The organism is Methylobacterium sp. WL103, assembly GCF_008039885.1.
Taxonomy (GTDB): domain Bacteria; phylum Pseudomonadota; class Alphaproteobacteria; order Rhizobiales; family Beijerinckiaceae; genus Methylobacterium; species Methylobacterium cerastii.
Window position 1 is genome coordinate 1 of the sequence record NZ_VRUX01000052.1, and the last position, 15,502, is coordinate 15,502.

The following is a 15,502-nucleotide window of genomic DNA, read 5'->3' on the forward strand; positions in this document are numbered from 1 at the left end:
GTTGTGGGACCTCGCCCGCTCCGGCGACCTGTGGATGCACGTCTCGGCGACGTTGGTTCGCGTCGGCCTCGGCTTCGCGCTCGGGGCGGTGGCGGGGATCGTCGTGGGCGCGCTCACCGCGACCCTTCCGACCCTGCGGCGGCTCGTCGACCCGAGCCTGCAGGCGTTGCGCGCGGTGCCTTCGCTCGCCTGGGTGCCGCTGTTCATCCTGTGGTTCGGCATCCTCGAGACGCCGAAGGTGACGCTGATCGCCGTCGGCGTGTTCTTCCCGGTCTATATCGGGGTCGCCGGCGCCATCGCCTCGGTCGATCGCAAGCTCGTCGAGGTGGGACGGATCTTCCGCCTGTCGCGGGCGGCGCAGGTGAGGCGCATCCTGCTTCCGGCGGTGCTGCCGGCCACCGTCACGGCGTTGCGCACCGGGCTCGGCCTCGGCTTCCTGTTCGTGGTCGCGGCGGAGCTGATGGGAGCATCCGAGGGTCTTGGCTACCTGCTGATCGACGGGCAGCAATTCTCCAAGCCCGAGCAAATCCTGGCCGCGATCATCGCCTTCGCGGTGGCGGGAAAGCTCGCCGACGCGCTGCTGGTGGCGCTGACGAACCCGCTGGTGCGGTGGCAGGACACGGCACGCGACGCCTTATAGAAGATCCAGTGCGCGACGTGCTCGGCGATCGCGCAGAACGTCAGTCGCGCTCGGGCTCGTCCGTCTCGACCGGGTCGCGGTCGTGGACTGCGCGGGTGTGCCCGGTGACCGGCGGGAACAGCTCGGCCAGCCCCGCGGCCACGCCGTAGAGCACCGGATCCGAGCCGGGGCCGGAGTGCGGCGGGTGGAGATCGCTCTTGACCATGGAATCCGTCACCTTGGGTGCCCCGTCCATCCTGTTGCCAGCGCCGACGTAAGCCTGACAGACAGCCCCCCGGCTGCCCCTAGGGTTTGTCAAGTCGGACTTTGGTCCAAGGTTTCATGCGGGCGAAAAGAAATTTCCGCTGTGCTCACCTGCGGTTGCAGGCGAAAACCGATCACCATTGGCGAGCAGGCGTCGGAATGCCGCGCAAACCGGTAGTTTATTGCACGGCACCATCCGTTGCTTCGAGGTGAAGGGTCGTGTTGCAGCGCAGCATGACAAATCGGACACGTTGAAAATGCCTTGATGGATGGCCTCTACATAGGGAAACGTCCGGCCGGACAGCCGGTTTTGACAGGCGTCCTTTGTCGAACGACCAATCTGCGCGATTGAATGCAATCGGCATTTCTGTTCCAGTCGTCCCTTAGAACAGGAACAATCTGGGCAGAAAATCATGCCGCGTTTCGAGCCCTGGGATGGCCAGCGCGCCTCCGGGATCATCGCCGAGCACAGCCATCTGGAGGGCGCCACCCTCCCGATCCTGCACGCGCTGCAGGAAACCTTCGGCTACGTCGACGCCGGCGCCGTGCCGCTGATCGCGGATGCGCTCAATCTGTCGCGGGCCGAGGTCCACGGCTGCATCACCTTCTACCACGACTTCCGCGCACACCCGGCCGGCCGTCACGAGGTGAAGCTGTGCCGCGCGGAGGCGTGCCAGGCCATGGGCTCGGACCGGCTCCACGCCGAGATCCTGTCGCGCCTCGGCACGGGCTGGCATGGCACGACCAGCGACGGCAACGCCACCGTCGAGCCGGTCTACTGCCTCGGCCTGTGCTCGAACGCCCCGGCGGCCCTCGTCGACGGCGAGCCGATCGCGCGGCTCACCGCAGACAGCCTCGAAGCGGCTCTGAGCGAGGCGCGCGCATGAGCACGGCCATGAGCATCACCCTCTACGTCCCCCGCGACGCCGTCGCGCTGGGCCTCGGCGCCAACCGCGTCGCCCGGGCGCTGTTTTCCGGCGCCGAGCGCCGCGGCCTCGACGTGTCGATCGTCCGCACCGGTTCGCGCGGCCTGTTCTGGCTGGAGCCGATGGTCGAGGTCGCGACGCCCGAGGGCCGCGTCGCCTACGGCCCGGTGACGCCCGCCGACGTCGACGCCCTGCTCGATGCCGGCCTCGCGGAGGGCGGCGAGCACCCGCTGCGCCTCGGCGACCCGGAGAAGATCCCGTTCCTGGCCCGCCAGCAGCGGCTCACCTTCCACCGCTGCGGCGTGATCGATCCGGTCTCGGTCGACGACTACAAGGCCCATGGCGGCTATCGCGGCCTCGAGGCCGCGCTTCGGCTCGGCCCCGAGGGCACCGTCGGCGAAGTCCGCGAATCCGGCCTGCGCGGCCGCGGCGGCGCCGGCTTCCCGGCCGGCATCAAGTGGAACACGGTGATGCTGGCGCAGTCGCACCAGAAATACGTGGTCTGCAACGCCGACGAGGGCGATTCTGGCACCTTCGCCGACCGGATGATGATGGAGGGCGACCCCTTCAACCTCATCGAGGGCATGACCATCGCTGCCGTCGCGGTCGGCGCGACCCGGGGCTACATCTACCTGCGTTCGGAATACCCGCAGGCCTTCGCCACGCTGAAGGAGGCGATCGCCAACGGCATCGCGGCGGGCGTGCTCGGCGACGACGTGATGGGCTCCGGCAAGAGCTTCCACCTCGAGGTGCGGCTCGGCGCGGGCGCCTACATCTGCGGCGAGGAGACTTCGCTGCTGGAGAGCCTCGAGGGCAAGCGCGGCATCGTCCGCGCCAAGCCCCCGATCCCGGCGCTGAAGGGCTTCCTCGGCCAGCCGACGCTGGTCAACAACGTGATGACCTTCACGGCCACGCCCTGGATCCTGGAGCACGGCGCCAAGGCCTACGCCGACTACGGCATGGGCCGCTCCCTCGGCACCCTGCCGATCCAGCTCGCAGGCAACGTGAACCACGGCGGCCTGATCGAGACCGCCTTCGGCATCACGCTGCGCGAAGTCATCGAGGGCTACGGCGGCGGCACCTTCTCCGGCCGTCCGGTGCGGGCGGTACAGGTCGGCGGGCCGCTCGGGGCCTACTTCCCCGACCACCTGCTCGATACGCCCCTCGATTACGAGGCGATGGCGGCCAAGAAGGGCCTGGTCGGCCATGGCGGCATCGTCGTGTTCGACGACACCGTCGACATGGCCAAGCAGGCCCGCTTCGCCTTCGAGTTCTGCGCCACGGAATCCTGCGGCAAGTGCACCCCGTGCCGCATCGGCGCGACCCGCGGCGTCGAGACGATGGACAAGGTCATCGCCGGGATCAGCCCGGAGAAGAACCTCACCGTCATCGCCGACCTCTGCGAGGTCATGACCGACGGTTCGCTTTGCGCCATGGGCGGGCTCACGCCGATGCCCGTGATGAGCGCGATCACCCATTTCCCCGAAGACTTTTCGCGCGCGGGCGACCTGCCCGTCGCGGCGGAATAGGGAGGCGTCCATGGCCCTCATCAAAGAGATCGACTACGGCACCCCGATCCGCGTCAGCGATCAGACGGTGACGCTGAGCATCGACGGCATGGACGTCACCGTCCCGGCCGGAACGTCTGTGATGGCCGCGGCGATGAACGCCGGCACGCAGATCCCGAAACTGTGCGCGACGGATTCGCTGGAGCCGTTCGGCTCCTGCCGCCTCTGCCTGGTGGAGATCGAGGGGCGGCGCGGCACGCCGGCCTCCTGCACCACGCCGGCCGAGAACGGCATGGTCGTGCGGACGCAGACCGACAAGCTCGCCAAGCTCCGCAAGGGCGTGATGGAGCTCTACATCTCAGACCACCCGCTGACCTGCCTGACCTGCGCCGCCAACGGCGACTGCGAGCTGCAGGACATGGCCGGCGTCGTCGGCCTGCGCGACGTGCGCTACGGCTACGACGGCGACAACCACGTCGCGCCGACGGCGGAAAAGTACCTGCCGAAGGACGAGTCGAACCCGTACTTCACCTACGACCCGTCGAAGTGCATCGTCTGCAACCGCTGCGTCCGCGCCTGCGAGGAGGTGCAGGGCACCTTCGCGCTCACCATCGAGGGCCGCGGCTTCGACAGCCGTGTCGCCGCCGGCAACACCAACTTCATGGAATCCGAGTGCGTGTCCTGCGGCGCCTGCGTCCAGGCCTGCCCGACCGCGACGCTCCAGGAGAAGTCGATCCACGAGCACGGCCAGCCCGAGCATTCGGAGGTGACCACCTGCGCCTATTGCGGCGTCGGCTGCTCGTTCAAGGCGGAGATGCAGGGCACCAAGATCATCCGCATGGTGCCCTACAAGGGCGGCAAGGCCAACGAGGGCCATAGCTGCGTCAAGGGCCGCTTCGCCTACGGCTACGCCACCCACAAGGACCGCATCACAAAACCGATGATCCGCGAGAAGATCACGGATCCCTGGCGCGAGGTGTCGTGGGAGGAGGCGATCGATCGCGCGGCCTCCGAGTTCAAGCGCATCCAGGCGACCTACGGCAAGGACTCGGTCGGCGGCATCACCTCGTCGCGCTGCACAAACGAGGAGGCCTACCTCGTCCAGAAGCTCGTGCGCGCCGCCTTCGGCAACAACAACGTCGACACCTGCGCCCGCGTCTGCCACTCGCCGACCGGCTACGGCCTGATGTCGACGCTCGGCACCTCGGCCGGCACCCAGGACTTCAAGTCGGTCGAGCAGTCCGACGTGATCCTGGTGATCGGCGCCAACCCGACCGACGGCCACCCGGTCTTCGGCTCGCGGATGAAGCGGCGCCTGCGCGAGGGCGCCAAGCTCATCGTCGCCGACCCGCGCAAGATCGACCTGGTGAAGTCGCCCCACATCAAGGCGACGCACCACCTGCCGCTGAAGCCCGGCTCCAACGTCGCCTTCATCAACTCCATGGCGCACGTGATCGTCACCGAGGGATTGATCGACGAGGCCTACGTGCGCGAGCGCTGCGACCTCGCCGAGTTCGAGTCCTGGGCTCGCTTCATCGCCGACGAGCGCCACTCGCCGGAGGCGCAGGCGCAGTACACCGGCATCGACCCGGCCGAGCTCCGCGCCGCCGCCCGGCTCTACGCCACCGGCGGCAACGCCGGCATCTACTACGGCCTCGGCGTCACCGAGCACAGCCAGGGCTCGACCATGGTGATGGGCATGGCCAACATCGCCATGGCCACCGGCAATATCGGCAAGCTCGGCGCCGGCGTGAATCCGCTGCGCGGCCAGAACAACGTCCAGGGCTCGTGCGACATGGGCTCGTTCCCGCACGAGCTGCCTGGCTACCGCCACGTCTCGGACGACGCCACCCGCGAGAGCTTCGAGGCGCTCTGGGGGGCCAAGCTCGACAACGCGCCGGGCCTGCGCATCACCAACATGCTCGACGAGGCCGTCGATGGCGGCTTCAAGGGCATGTACATCCAGGGCGAGGACATCGCCCAGTCGGACCCGGACACCCACCACGTCACGTCCGGCTTGATGGCGATGGAATGCATCGTCATCCAGGACCTGTTCCTGAACGAGACCGCCAAGTACGCCCACGTCTTCCTGCCCGGTGCCTCGTTCCTGGAGAAGGACGGCACCTTCACCAACGCCGAGCGCCGCATCAGTCGCGTGCGCAAGGTGATGCCGCCGATGGGCGGCTACGGCGACTGGGAGGGCACGATCCTGCTCTCCAAGGCGCTCGGCTACGAGATGAACTACAGCCACCCGTCCGAGATCATGGACGAGATCGCCTCGCTCACCCCGAGCTTCGCCGGCGTCTCCTTCGCCAAGCTCGACGAGCTCGGCTCGGTGCAGTGGCCCTGCAACGACAAGGCGCCGATGGGCACGCCGATGATGCACGTCGACCGGTTCGTGCGGGGCCTCGGCCGCTTCATGATCACCGAGTTCGTCGCCACCGAGGAGCGCACGGGGGCGAAGTTCCCGCTCATCCTCACCACCGGCCGGATCCTGTCGCAGTACAACGTCGGCGCGCAGACGCGCCGCACCGAGAACTCGCGCTGGCACGAGGAGGACGTGCTGGAGATCCATCCGTTCGACGCCGAGGTCCGCGGCGTCGTCGACGGCGACCTGGTCTCGCTGGAGAGCCGGTCCGGCGACATCGCGCTCAAGGCCAAGATCACCGAGCGGATGCAGCCGGGCGTGGTCTACACCACCTTCCACCACGCCAAGACCGGCGCCAACGTCATCACCACCGACTTCTCGGATTGGGCGACCAACTGCCCCGAGTACAAGGTGACGGCGGTGCAGGTGCGGCGCACCAACCGTCCCTCGGATTGGCAGGCGAAGTTCTACGAGGAGGACTTCTCGCTGACCCGCATCGCGCAGGCGGCGGCGGAGTAGGAAGGCGACGCGCACCCTCTCCCATGGGGAGAGGGTTGGGATGAGGGGCGTGACCTACCTGGAGAGGTCACGCCCCTCATCCTGTCCTTCTCTCCCTGGGAGACGGGACCCGCGATCGGTTCGGGCCGCGATGTGTCCAGAAGGTTTTTGAAGGTCTGTCGATGAGCGCGCTGACGAGCGACGAGAAGCTGGTGCGGATGGCCAACCAGATCGCCTCCTTCTTCCGGTCCTATCCGGACGAGGAGGCGGTGACCGGCATCCACAACCACGTGATCGCCTTCTGGACGCCGAAGATGGTGGCGAGCCTGACCGCCTGCCTGCCGGCCATGGGCGAGCGCGTCGACCCGCTCGTGGTGCGCGCGATGCGCGAGGGCCGGACCGAGGCCGAGAGCCCGGTGCGCGCCGCCACCCGCGACCCGCAGAAGCTCGGCGAAGGTGCGAGCGACGCCGGTTGACGGGCCTGCACTTTTGTCACCCGCCCAAGGGTGAATTTTGCATTCTGCGGTAGGCCACGGATAGTCTCGGACCAGCGCGGCATCTAGATTTCCTAGCAAGACGGCCCGCACAACAGGGCCGCTTGAAGGGGAAACCTCAGCGATGACTGCACGGACGGCCGACGTCACCCTCCTGCCCGAACGGACGCCGTCCTGGCTGTCGCGCGAAGCCACGATCGCGAAGCCCGGGTTCAATCGCTGGCTGGTGCCGCCGGCGGCCCTCGCGATCCACCTCTGCATCGGCATGGCCTACGGCTTCTCGGTGTTCTGGCTGCCGCTCTCGCGCGCCATCGGCATCACCGCGTCGAAGGCTTGCCCGGACATGTCGCTGGCCACCGCCCTGGTGACCACCACCTGCGATTGGCGGGTGGCGGACCTCGGCTGGATGTACACCCTGTTCTTCGTCTTCCTCGGGGCCTCGGCCGCCGTGTTCGGCGGTTGGCTCGAGCGGGCGGGCCCGCGCAAGGCCGGCATTGCGGCTGCGCTCTGCTGGTGCGGCGGCATGGCGATCTCGGCGCTCGGCATCCTCACCCACCAGCTCTGGATGATGTGGCTCGGCTCGGGCGTGATCGGCGGCATCGGCCTCGGTCTCGGCTACATCTCCCCGGTCTCGACCCTGATCAAGTGGTTCCCGGACCGGCGCGGCATGGCCACCGGCATGGCGATCATGGGCTTCGGCGGCGGCGCGCTGATCGGCTCGCCGCTGGCCGCCATGCTCATGGACGCGTTCAAGGGCCCGACCTCGGTCGGCGTGTGGCAGACCTTCCTGGTGATGGCCGCCGGCTACTTCGTGTTCATGATGGCGGGCGCCCTCGGCTACCGCGTCCCCCCGGCCGGCTGGAAGCCCGAGGGCTGGAGCCCGGCGCCGGCCAAGGCGGGGATGATCACCAACGGCCAGGTCCACCTCGACGACGCGCACAAGACCCCGCAGTTCTGGCTGATCTGGGCGGTGCTGTGCCTCAACGTCTCGGCGGGCATCGGTGTCATCGGCATCGCCTCGCCGATGCTGCAGGAGATCTTCGGCGGCCGCCTCGTCGGCGCGCCGGACGTGAGCTTTGCCGCCCTCGATGCCGGACAGAAGGCACAGGTCGCCGCGATCGCGGCCGGCTTCGTCGGGCTGCTGTCGCTGTTCAACATCGGTGGCCGGTTCTTCTGGGCCTCGATGTCGGACAAGCTCGGGCGCAAGACCACCTACGCGATCTTCTTCGCGCTGGGCATCGCGCTCTACGCGGCCGCACCGTCCTTCGCGGCGGCCGGGTCGCAGGCGCTGTTCGTGCTCGCGTTCTGCATCATCCTGTCGATGTACGGCGGCGGGTTCGCCACGGTGCCGGCCTACCTCGCCGACATCTTCGGCACGCAGTTCGTCGGCGCGATCCACGGGCGGCTGCTCACCGCGTGGTCGACGGCGGGTATCGTCGGGCCGGTGGTGGTCAACTACATCCGCCAGGCGCAGGTCGACGCCGGCGTCACCGGCTCGCGCCTCTACGACGGCACCATGTACATCCTCGCGGGCATGCTGGCGCTCGGCTTCGTCGCCAACCTGCTGGTGCGACCGCTCAAGCCCAAGTGGTTCATGTCGGACGCCGACGTGGCGGCGCTGAACAGCCGCGGCGCGTCGGGGGCGATCCCGTCGGGCTCCTTCGGTATCGGCCGGGGCGGCTTCAGCGCGACGGCGCTCGCGGCCTGGGCCGTCGTCGGCATCCCGATCGCCTGGGGCGTGTGGACGACGCTCGCCAAGGCGCTGATCCTGTTCCGCTGAGCGGGCGGGGCCGGCGGAATGGGTATAGCCTTCCCGGCACGCCGCCGGGGAGGGCGCCATGATCGACAAGCTCGACTTTCTGCTCGCGCTTTCGCGGGAGCAGCATTTCGGCCGCGCCGCCGAGACCTGCGGCGTGACCCAGCAGACCCTGTCGGCGGGCGTGAAGCAGCTCGAGAACCGCTTCGGGGTCCAGCTCGTGCGGCGCGGCTCGCGCTTCCAGGGATTTACCCCGGAGGGCGAGCGGGTGCTCGAATGGGGCCGGCGCATCGTCGCCGACAGCCGCGCCATGCACGAGGATGTCGCGGGCCTGCGCCGGGGCCTCACCGGGCACCTGCGCATCGCCGCGATCCCGACCGCGCTGCCGATGGTGGCGAGCCTGACGACGCCCTACCGCGAGAAGCACCCCGACGTGCGGCTGACGGTGGAATCGACCACCTCGGCCGACATCTTCTCGCTGATCGAGAACCTGGAGGCCGACGCCGGGCTGACCTACCTCGACAACGAGCCGCTCGGCCGGGTGATCTCCGTGCCGCTCTACCGCGAGCGCTACCGGCTGCTCACCGCGGAGGGCGGCGCCTTCGACGACCGCGCCTCCGTGACCTGGGCCGAGATCGGCCGCCTGCCGCTCTGCCTGCTCACGCCCAACATGCAGAACCGGCGCATCATCGACCAGCAGATCCGCGAGGCCGGCGGCGAGCCCTCGGCCTCGCTCGAATCGAACTCGATGATCGTGCTGATGACCCATGTCCGCACGCTCAAGTGGGCGAGCGTGATGCCGGCGATCCTCGCCGACGCGCTGGGGCCGATGGTCGGCGTGCGCGCGGTCCCGATCGTCGCGCCGGAGCTGGAGCACACGATCGGCCTGGTGGCGCCCCGGCGCGAGCCCTCCACCCCGATGATCACGGCGCTGGTCGCCATCGCCCGGACGCTGGCGAAGACCCTGGACGCACCGGACGCGTAAAAACGAAAAAGGCCGCCCCGGTCGGGGGCGGCCTCGCGGTCCGATCCGGGATGCCGGACCGAAGGGCTTACTTGATCTTCGACTCCTTGAAGTCGACGTGCTTGCGCACGACCGGGTCGTACTTGCGCTGCGTCAGCTTCTCGGTCTGCGTGCGGGAGTTCTTCTTGGTGACGTAGAAGTAGCCCGTGTCGGCGGTGGAGACGAGCTTGATCTTGACGGTGACGGCCTTGGCCATGGCGGCGCTCCTGGTGCTTGCGGCATTCCGCATGCGCGAAACGCAAAAGGGCCGGGCGTGGCCGGCCGAATACCGGCGGGTGAATGCCCGATCGGGCCTGGGTCGTCAAGTTGGCGGCTTGGCCGGGGCATGTGCCGCTCGAATTGAGGAGCGCGCGGCCACATGTTATGTGTATGCGCATGTCGCGTCTTTTGCCCAATCCCGAATCGGTCACGCCGCGCGTCTTGCAGGTGCGTGAGAAGGCGGTCCCGACGCCGAAGCAGGCGCGCCAATCCGCGAAGGGTGTCGCCCTCGCGCGCCGGCTGAGAGGGGCCGCCGACCGTCACGAAGCCGGTCAGGCGGGCGAGGACGTTACGGATTTGTCGTCAGCCGACTTCATCGCGCACCTGCGCCGCTGATCGTCGCCCCTCGTCGCCATGCTGATCCGGCAGAAACTGAGCCGGCTCGAGGCGAAGCCGAAGAAGGTCCTGTTGTCGCCCACTTTTCGCGACCCGGCGGGGATCGCACGGGACGACGGTTTCGCGGCCAACATCGACCTGATCCGCAAGTGCATCGCCAACGGCACGCCGCTGCCCTCAGGCTAATACAGCAAGGTGGCCGGCCTGCGCATGGACACGATGCTCGCGAACTTCGGGATCATGCACCTGCATCTCGGCCGATCGAACACCAGCGAGTTGCTCTGGCTCGTCCAGTACCCGGACCACGTCGTCTTCCTCGAACTGAGCGATCACAAGCCATTCGATCAGCGGCCGGTCGGTGGACGCTTCAACCAATACCACTCCGGGGGTCTCATCACCCGCGAGAAGGAGATCGACGCTGCGGCCGCAGCCGGCAAGGCGGCACGCCTCACCTACGGTGAGAAGATCCGATTGGGCCTCATCAAGCGGCCGACGAAGCCGGGCTCATGATCCTGTGTGGACCATCCGGCCCCAGGTCCGTTGCAGATGTCTTTGACCAAAGTCGTCATTCCCGCGGACGCCGGCGTTCCAGTTCCTATGAAGGCCCCTCCTTCATCGCGTCCTACAGCACCGTGCGCTCGCGCCGCCCGTGGCGTTCGGCGTGGAACGGGATTTGGCGATAGGGCGCGAAGTCGACCGCGACCTGCGCCTCCAGCTCGTCGAGGATCATGCCGGTGATGGTCGGCAGGTCGAGTTTTCGCGCAGCCGCGAAGGTGAACCAGGCGAGCTCCGTGAATTCGGAAGTGTCCGAGACCCGGCCCGGCTCCTCGGCGGCCACCGCGCGGCGGTCGACCGTGAAGAAGCGGGTGTCGAAGCGGCGCACGCGCTTGGGCGGGGTGATCGCCCGGGCGACGAAGTGTAGGGCCTCGAGGTCCGGCAGCACGCCGTGCGTCGCGAAGGCCTCCCAGCCGGCGGGCACGTCCTCGGGCGGGCCGTATTCGCGGGTGCCGACGAGCAGGCCGGTCTCCTCGAAGGTCTCGCGGATGGCGGCGAGCGCGAGCGCGCGGCCGAGATGGTGGGGGGGGCGCGTCACCTGACGGGTCAGGGCGGCCTCGGCGTAGTCCGGCAGGGCGCCGGCCACCGGCATGAGCTTGTCGCCCGGCTCGATCCGGCCGCCGGGAAACACGAACTTGCCCGGCATGAAGGCGAGGCCGGCGTTGCGGCGGCCCATCAGCACCTTCGCCGCGCGCGCGCGGCGATCCAGCACGATCAGCGTGGCGGCGTCGCGCGGGCGCAACGCCGCGGATGGTTTCGGCTTAGGGCCGGAAGAGGGGGGACGCGCCGTCGAGGCCGGGTCGGTCAAGGTGGGCGTCCTCCGGCCCCGCTTCGGGCTTGGCTCCCGGTAGCGTGGCGAAGCCGTGCATGCCAAGGGCGTATTGCAGCCCGACCACCGCGCCCTTCACCGGCTGGAGCAACCCGAGCGCCATCGCCAGCGTCACCACCGGCCAGACGCTGAGCGAGACCCAGAGCGGCACGTCGTAGTTCAGCTCCGATTCGAGGATCAGGTAGCCGATCACGTGGGCGACCACGAAGATCACCAGATAGGGCGGCAGGTCGTCGGCGCAGTGGTGGTGCATCTCGAGCCCGCAGGCGTCGCATTCGGGCCGGACCTTGAGGTAGCGCCCGAAGATCCGGCCTTCGCCGCAATGCGGGCAGCGGCCGACGAAGCCCCGCGCCATCGAACGGACCAGGCCGGTGCGGGTGGAGGGCTCGCTCATCATGCCGTCACCATACACCCGGCCGCCTCACCGGCGCGAGCCGCGGTGACGCGTACCCGTGTTGCGGATGCCGGCGGGGCGACCGCTCGGGGCGGCCTTGAAGGCGCGGCCGCCGGGCGCCTTGGTGCCGGCGGACTTGGTGCCCGCCCGCGTGCGCCCGTCCGACAACAGCTCGAACCGCAGCGCGCCGGCGACCGGGGCGGCCTCCACCAGCTTCACCTCGACCTTGTCGCCCAGCCGGAAGGTCTCGCCGGTGCGCTCGCCGACCAGGGCGTGGCGGCCTTCCTCGTGGCGGAAGTAGTCGGCGCCCAGCGTCGAGATCGGCACGAAGCCGTCGGCGCCGGTGTCGGCCAGCTTGATGAACAGGCCGGCCCGCGTCACGCCTGCGATCTGGCCGTGGAAGCTCGCGCCGACCCGGTCGGCGAGGTGGTGGGCGATCAGCCGGTCGATGGTCTCGCGCTCGGCCGCCATGGCGCGGCGCTCGGCCGCCGAGATCTGCTCGCCGACCTGTGCGAGGTCGGCCGCCGTCACGTCCGGCGAGAGCCCGTCCGAGCCCATGCGCCCCGCCGTGATCAGCGCCCGGTGGACGACGAGGTCGGCGTAACGCCGGATCGGCGAGGTGAAGTGGGCGTAGCGGCGCAGGTTCAGCCCGAAATGCCCGAGGTTCTCGGACGCGTAGACGGCCTGGGCCTGGCTGCGCAGCACCACCTCGTTGATGAACAGCGCGTGCTCGGTCTCGGCCACCGCCCCCAGGATGCGGTTGAACAGCGCCGGGCGCAGCGCGCCCTCCTTCGGCAGCTTGACGCCGACGGAGGCGAGCACTTCGCCCAGAGCCCGCATCTTCTCGATCGCCGGCTCGTCGTGCACCCGGTAGATCAGCACCTGACGTGCCGCCTCCAGGGTCTCGGCCGCCGCGACGTTGGCCTGGATCATGAACTCTTCGATCAGCCGGTGCGCGTCGAGGCGCTCCGGCACGATCACCCGGTCGACCGCCCCGTCGGCGGTGAGCAGCACCTTGCGCTCCGGCAGGTCGAGGGCAAGCGGCCCGCGCCTGTCGCGCGCTTCCTTCAACGCGGCGTAGGCGGCCCAGAGCGGGCGGAGCGCCCCATCGAGCAGCGCGTTGACTGCATCGTCGCCGTGCCCGTCGATCGCCGCCTGCGCCTGCGCGTAGGAAAGCTTTGCGCGCGAGCGCATCATCACCCGGTGGAAACTGTGCTTCCGCTTGGTCCCGTCGGCGGCGACCACCATCCGCACCGCGAGCGCCGGGCGGTCCTCGCCCTCGCGCAAGCTGCACAGGTCGTTGGAGATGCGCTCGGGCAGCATCGGCACGACGCGATCGGGGAAGTAGACCGAGTTGCCGCGCTCCAGCGCCTCGCGGTCGAGGCTGGTGCCGGGGCGGACGTAGGCCGCCACATCCGCGATCGCCACCGTGACGACGAAGCCGCCGGGGTTGCCCGCGTCGTCGTCGGCTTGCGCCATCACGGCGTCGTCGTGGTCCTTGGCGTCCGGCGGGTCGATGGTCAGCAGCGGCCGGTCGCGCCAATCCTCGCGGCCCTTCATCGTGGCGGGCTTGGCCGCATCCGCTTCCGCCAGCGTCGCCTCCGCGAACACGTGCGGGATGTGGTGGAGGTGCAGCGCGATCAGGCTCACCGCCTTCTCGGAGCCCAGTGAGCCGAGGCGCTCGCGCACCCGGCCGCGCGGGAGGCCGAAGCGGGTCTCGCGCTCCAGCGTGACGCTGACGAGGTCGCCCTCGCGGGCCTCGCCCTCCTCGCCGGGCGGGATCAGGATCTCGCGCCCCTGCGAGCGCTTCTCCACCGGCACGATGCGCCCGCCCTGGGCGCCCTCGCGGAACACGCCGATGATCTCGGCCTTGTTCTTGCCGATCACCTTGACGACGCGGCCGGTGTAGCGCCCGTCGGCGCCGTCCGGCTCGACCTTCAGAAGCGCCCGGTCGCCGATGCCGGCGGTCAGCCCCCTCGGCTTGCGGCCGCCGCGCGGGGCGTGGAGCACGATGGTCGGCGGCTTGCCCTTGCCCGCATCCCACTCGGCGGGGAAGGCCAGGAAGTCGCCGTTGCGGTCGCGCGAGCGGATGTCGGCCAGCACCACCGGGGGCAGGCGCCCGGCCTTCGACAGGCCGCCGCGCCCACGGGCGATGTCGCCGTCCTCCTCGATCTCCTTGAGGATGCGCTTCAGCCCGATCTTGTCGGCGCCCTTGATGCCGAAGGCCTGCGCGATCTCGCGCTTGCCGACCGTGTCCGTCGCCTGCGCGATGAACGCGACGATCTGCTCGCGCGAGGGCAGGGAGGGTTCACCCGCCTGGGTGTCGATGCGTCTGGCCAAAGGCTTTGGGCTCGCTCGCGCCGCGCGCGGCGACGGTTCTGTTCGGGGATCGCGATCGAGGACCGCGCTTGTCCTCCCCAACATGGTGCTGCGCCCGATCCGGAGCAACATCGGCGCGGCCCGCCCTCAACAGGCGTCGGCCGCCGACGCCGGCCCTCAGCCGGTCGAGGCCGACTTGCGGATCGTCTCGACGGCGGAATCCACGTCGAAGCCGGGGGCGGTGAGGTCGTCGAGGGCGAACGGCGCGGCGCGCGGCAGGGTCAGGTTGACCTGGCCCTCGGCGTCGCGGAACTCCGGCGCCTCGGCCGCCTGGATCGCCAGCGTCCAGGCGCCGTCCACGCGCACCGAGGCGGCGTCGGGCGGGTCGGCCGCCAGCGCCGCGAACTTGGCTCGCGCCGCGTCGCGGCAGGCGAGGCTCGTGCGGTCGTCGGAGATCAGCGCCGCCTTGATCAGCTCGGCCAGGGCGTCCCGGACCCGCTCCACGCTCTCGTTCATGCCTTTGCCCGCCTCGCGACCGCCACTCGGCTGGGGCCTTGGCAATCGCGGTGCCAGCCGGGGCTCAGTACGGCGTGCCCTTCTGCCGCTGGGCCTTCAGCGCCTCGGCGTACCAAGTCAGCTCGTCGAGGAACCGGCCCGCGGCCCTGGTGAGCCAGGGCTCGGCGGGCGTGCCGGCCTCGTCGAGCGCCTTGCCGACCCGCGGCACCGGCAGCAGCGAGGGGATGCTCGGCATGCCGAGCTCGGCCAGCATCGCCCGGAGCTGCATCGCCGCGCGCACGCCGCCGTACTGCCCGGCCGAGTAGCAGCAGATCGCCGAGGGCCGCCAGAAATACTCCTCCAGGAAGTGGTCGAGGGTGTTCGACAGGGCCGGCGGCACCGAATGGTTGTACTCGGCCGAGACCACCACGAAGGCGTCGGCACGGCGGTAGAGCTCCGCCAGCGCCTCGAGCTTCGGCGGCGCCTCGCCCTTCGGGTGCTCCTTGTACATCCGGTCGAGCAGCGGCAGCTGCAGCGCGGCGGGGTCGACCAGCGGCGCCTCCCAGCCGCGCGCCTCCAGCTGCACGATCAGGAAGCGCGCGACGCGAAGGCCCTGCCGGTCGGCGCGGACCGAGCCGAGGATCACGGGGCAGACGAGGGCCATGGGGACGGTCTCCTGCTGGATGAGCCGGCTGGCAACCGCCGCCGAAGCTTCAGGATAGCACGCGCAGGCCGCCGGGCGTCGCGATCTCGGCGCGGTAGCCGAACGCCCCGGCCCGGACCGCCGGCGTGTCCGCGAGGCCGAACGTCCGGTGGAGCGCGGCGATCCGGTCGGGGTCGGGGTGCGTGAGCGTCAGGC

At 69.7% G+C, this 15,502-nt stretch carries 17 protein-coding genes; 10 read left to right on the forward strand and 7 right to left on the reverse strand.

Going from position 1 to position 15,502, the window contains the following annotated elements; translation table 11 throughout:
• On the forward strand, positions 1–640 hold a 640-nt coding region (locus FV222_RS05890), incomplete at its 5' end, for an ABC transporter permease (RefSeq protein WP_147813428.1).
• A gap of 40 nt (positions 641–680) precedes the next feature.
• Here the strand turns inward: FV222_RS05890 and FV222_RS05895 are convergent.
• Positions 681–845, reverse strand: a complete 165-nt coding sequence (locus FV222_RS05895; protein ID WP_246685340.1) for a hypothetical protein — start codon at positions 843–845, stop codon at positions 681–683.
• Positions 846–1,296: 451 nt separating this feature from the next.
• Here FV222_RS05895 and FV222_RS05900 point away from each other — a divergent pair, with 451 nt between their 5' ends.
• The 6 genes from FV222_RS05900 (at position 1,297) to FV222_RS05925 (ending at position 9,418) form a co-directional block, all read left to right on the forward strand.
• Entirely contained in the window at positions 1,297–1,770 is a 474-nt protein-coding gene (locus FV222_RS05900; protein WP_147751626.1) for a formate dehydrogenase subunit gamma, read from the forward strand.
• Positions 1,771–1,778: 8 nt separating this feature from the next.
• Entirely contained in the window at positions 1,779–3,338 is a 1,560-nt protein-coding gene (locus tag FV222_RS05905; protein WP_147813445.1) for a formate dehydrogenase beta subunit, read from the forward strand.
• 10 nt (positions 3,339–3,348) lie between these two features.
• Positions 3,349–6,204 (forward strand): formate dehydrogenase subunit alpha, encoded by a 2,856-nt coding sequence (fdhF, locus tag FV222_RS05910; protein ID WP_147751627.1) that lies wholly within the window; start codon positions 3,349–3,351, stop codon positions 6,202–6,204.
• Between the two features lie 161 nt (positions 6,205–6,365).
• Positions 6,366–6,659, forward strand: a complete 294-nt coding sequence (locus FV222_RS05915; protein ID WP_147751628.1) for a formate dehydrogenase subunit delta — start codon at positions 6,366–6,368, stop codon at positions 6,657–6,659.
• Between the two features lie 142 nt (positions 6,660–6,801).
• A complete protein-coding gene (locus FV222_RS05920) occupies positions 6,802–8,457 on the forward strand; it encodes an OFA family MFS transporter (protein ID WP_147813432.1) in 1,656 nt (551 codons plus the stop codon).
• 58 nt (positions 8,458–8,515) lie between these two features.
• On the forward strand, positions 8,516–9,418 hold the full coding sequence (locus tag FV222_RS05925) for a LysR family transcriptional regulator (protein WP_147751630.1): 903 nt from the start codon (positions 8,516–8,518) through the stop codon (positions 9,416–9,418).
• 67 nt (positions 9,419–9,485) lie between these two features.
• On the opposite strand, the gene rpmG is transcribed toward FV222_RS05925, so the two are convergent.
• The gene (rpmG, locus tag FV222_RS05930) at positions 9,486–9,653 is read right to left on the reverse strand and encodes a 50S ribosomal protein L33 (protein WP_147726819.1); all 168 of its coding nucleotides are present in this window, start codon (positions 9,651–9,653) and stop codon (positions 9,486–9,488) included.
• Between the two features lie 179 nt (positions 9,654–9,832).
• On the opposite strand from rpmG, the gene FV222_RS05935 reads away from it, so the two are divergent.
• Genes FV222_RS05935 through FV222_RS05940 form a run of 3 tightly spaced genes read left to right on the forward strand, consistent with a single transcriptional unit; the run spans position 9,833 to position 10,561 of the window.
• Positions 9,833–10,051, forward strand: coding sequence for a hypothetical protein (locus FV222_RS05935; RefSeq protein ID WP_210248455.1), 219 nt, complete (start codon positions 9,833–9,835; stop codon positions 10,049–10,051).
• An 18-nt stretch (positions 10,052–10,069) separates the two neighbouring features.
• Positions 10,070–10,237 carry a hypothetical protein gene (locus FV222_RS29360; RefSeq protein ID WP_187277232.1) on the forward strand — a complete coding sequence of 56 codons (168 nt, stop codon included), beginning with the start codon at positions 10,070–10,072 and terminating at the stop codon, positions 10,235–10,237.
• Positions 10,238–10,246: 9 nt separating this feature from the next.
• A complete protein-coding gene (locus tag FV222_RS05940) occupies positions 10,247–10,561 on the forward strand; it encodes a hypothetical protein (protein WP_147813435.1) in 315 nt (104 codons plus the stop codon).
• A gap of 112 nt (positions 10,562–10,673) precedes the next feature.
• Here FV222_RS05940 and FV222_RS05945 read toward each other — a convergent pair whose 3' ends face one another.
• The 5 genes from FV222_RS05945 to FV222_RS05965 form a co-directional block, all read right to left on the reverse strand.
• Complete coding sequence (locus FV222_RS05945) at positions 10,674–11,414, reverse strand: NUDIX domain-containing protein (RefSeq protein WP_147813437.1); 741 nt, start codon at positions 11,412–11,414, stop codon at positions 10,674–10,676.
• Positions 11,368–11,832 (reverse strand): DUF983 domain-containing protein, encoded by a 465-nt coding sequence (locus FV222_RS05950; RefSeq protein ID WP_246685341.1) that lies wholly within the window; start codon positions 11,830–11,832, stop codon positions 11,368–11,370. The genes FV222_RS05945 and FV222_RS05950 overlap by 47 nt, the downstream gene beginning before the upstream one ends.
• A 24-nt stretch (positions 11,833–11,856) precedes the next feature.
• Entirely contained in the window at positions 11,857–14,169 is a 2,313-nt protein-coding gene (gene rnr, locus FV222_RS05955; RefSeq protein ID WP_147813439.1) for a ribonuclease R, read from the reverse strand.
• Between the two features lie 156 nt (positions 14,170–14,325).
• Positions 14,326–14,664: a hypothetical protein gene (locus tag FV222_RS05960; RefSeq protein WP_147813441.1), complete on the reverse strand. Its 339-nt coding sequence runs from the start codon at positions 14,662–14,664 to the stop codon at positions 14,326–14,328.
• 64 nt (positions 14,665–14,728) lie between these two features.
• Positions 14,729–15,307 (reverse strand): NAD(P)H-dependent oxidoreductase, encoded by a 579-nt coding sequence (locus FV222_RS05965; protein WP_147813443.1) that lies wholly within the window; start codon positions 15,305–15,307, stop codon positions 14,729–14,731.
• Positions 15,308–15,502 lie beyond the last annotated feature (195 nt).

Bases quoted from the DNA above. Each gene is read 5' to 3' on its own strand.
- FV222_RS05895 (WP_246685340.1), bottom strand. From the start codon at position 845: ATGGTCAAGAGCGATCTCCACCCGCCGCACTCCGGCCCCGGCTCGGAT.
- FV222_RS05900 (WP_147751626.1), top strand. From the start codon at position 1,297: ATGCCGCGTTTCGAGCCCTGGGATGGCCAGCGCGCCTCCGGGATCATC.
- FV222_RS05905 (WP_147813445.1), top strand. From the start codon at position 1,779: ATGAGCATCACCCTCTACGTCCCCCGCGACGCCGTCGCGCTGGGCCTC.
- fdhF (WP_147751627.1), top strand. From the start codon at position 3,349: ATGGCCCTCATCAAAGAGATCGACTACGGCACCCCGATCCGCGTCAGC.
- FV222_RS05915 (WP_147751628.1), top strand. From the start codon at position 6,366: ATGAGCGCGCTGACGAGCGACGAGAAGCTGGTGCGGATGGCCAACCAG.
- FV222_RS05920 (WP_147813432.1), top strand. From the start codon at position 6,802: ATGACTGCACGGACGGCCGACGTCACCCTCCTGCCCGAACGGACGCCG.
- FV222_RS05925 (WP_147751630.1), top strand. From the start codon at position 8,516: ATGATCGACAAGCTCGACTTTCTGCTCGCGCTTTCGCGGGAGCAGCAT.
- rpmG (WP_147726819.1), bottom strand. From the start codon at position 9,653: ATGGCCAAGGCCGTCACCGTCAAGATCAAGCTCGTCTCCACCGCCGAC.
- FV222_RS05935 (WP_210248455.1), top strand. From the start codon at position 9,833: ATGTCGCGTCTTTTGCCCAATCCCGAATCGGTCACGCCGCGCGTCTTG.
- FV222_RS29360 (WP_187277232.1), top strand. From the start codon at position 10,070: ATGCTGATCCGGCAGAAACTGAGCCGGCTCGAGGCGAAGCCGAAGAAG.
- FV222_RS05950 (WP_246685341.1), bottom strand. From the start codon at position 11,832: ATGATGAGCGAGCCCTCCACCCGCACCGGCCTGGTCCGTTCGATGGCG.
- FV222_RS05960 (WP_147813441.1), bottom strand. From the start codon at position 14,664: ATGAACGAGAGCGTGGAGCGGGTCCGGGACGCCCTGGCCGAGCTGATC.
- FV222_RS05965 (WP_147813443.1), bottom strand. From the start codon at position 15,307: ATGGCCCTCGTCTGCCCCGTGATCCTCGGCTCGGTCCGCGCCGACCGG.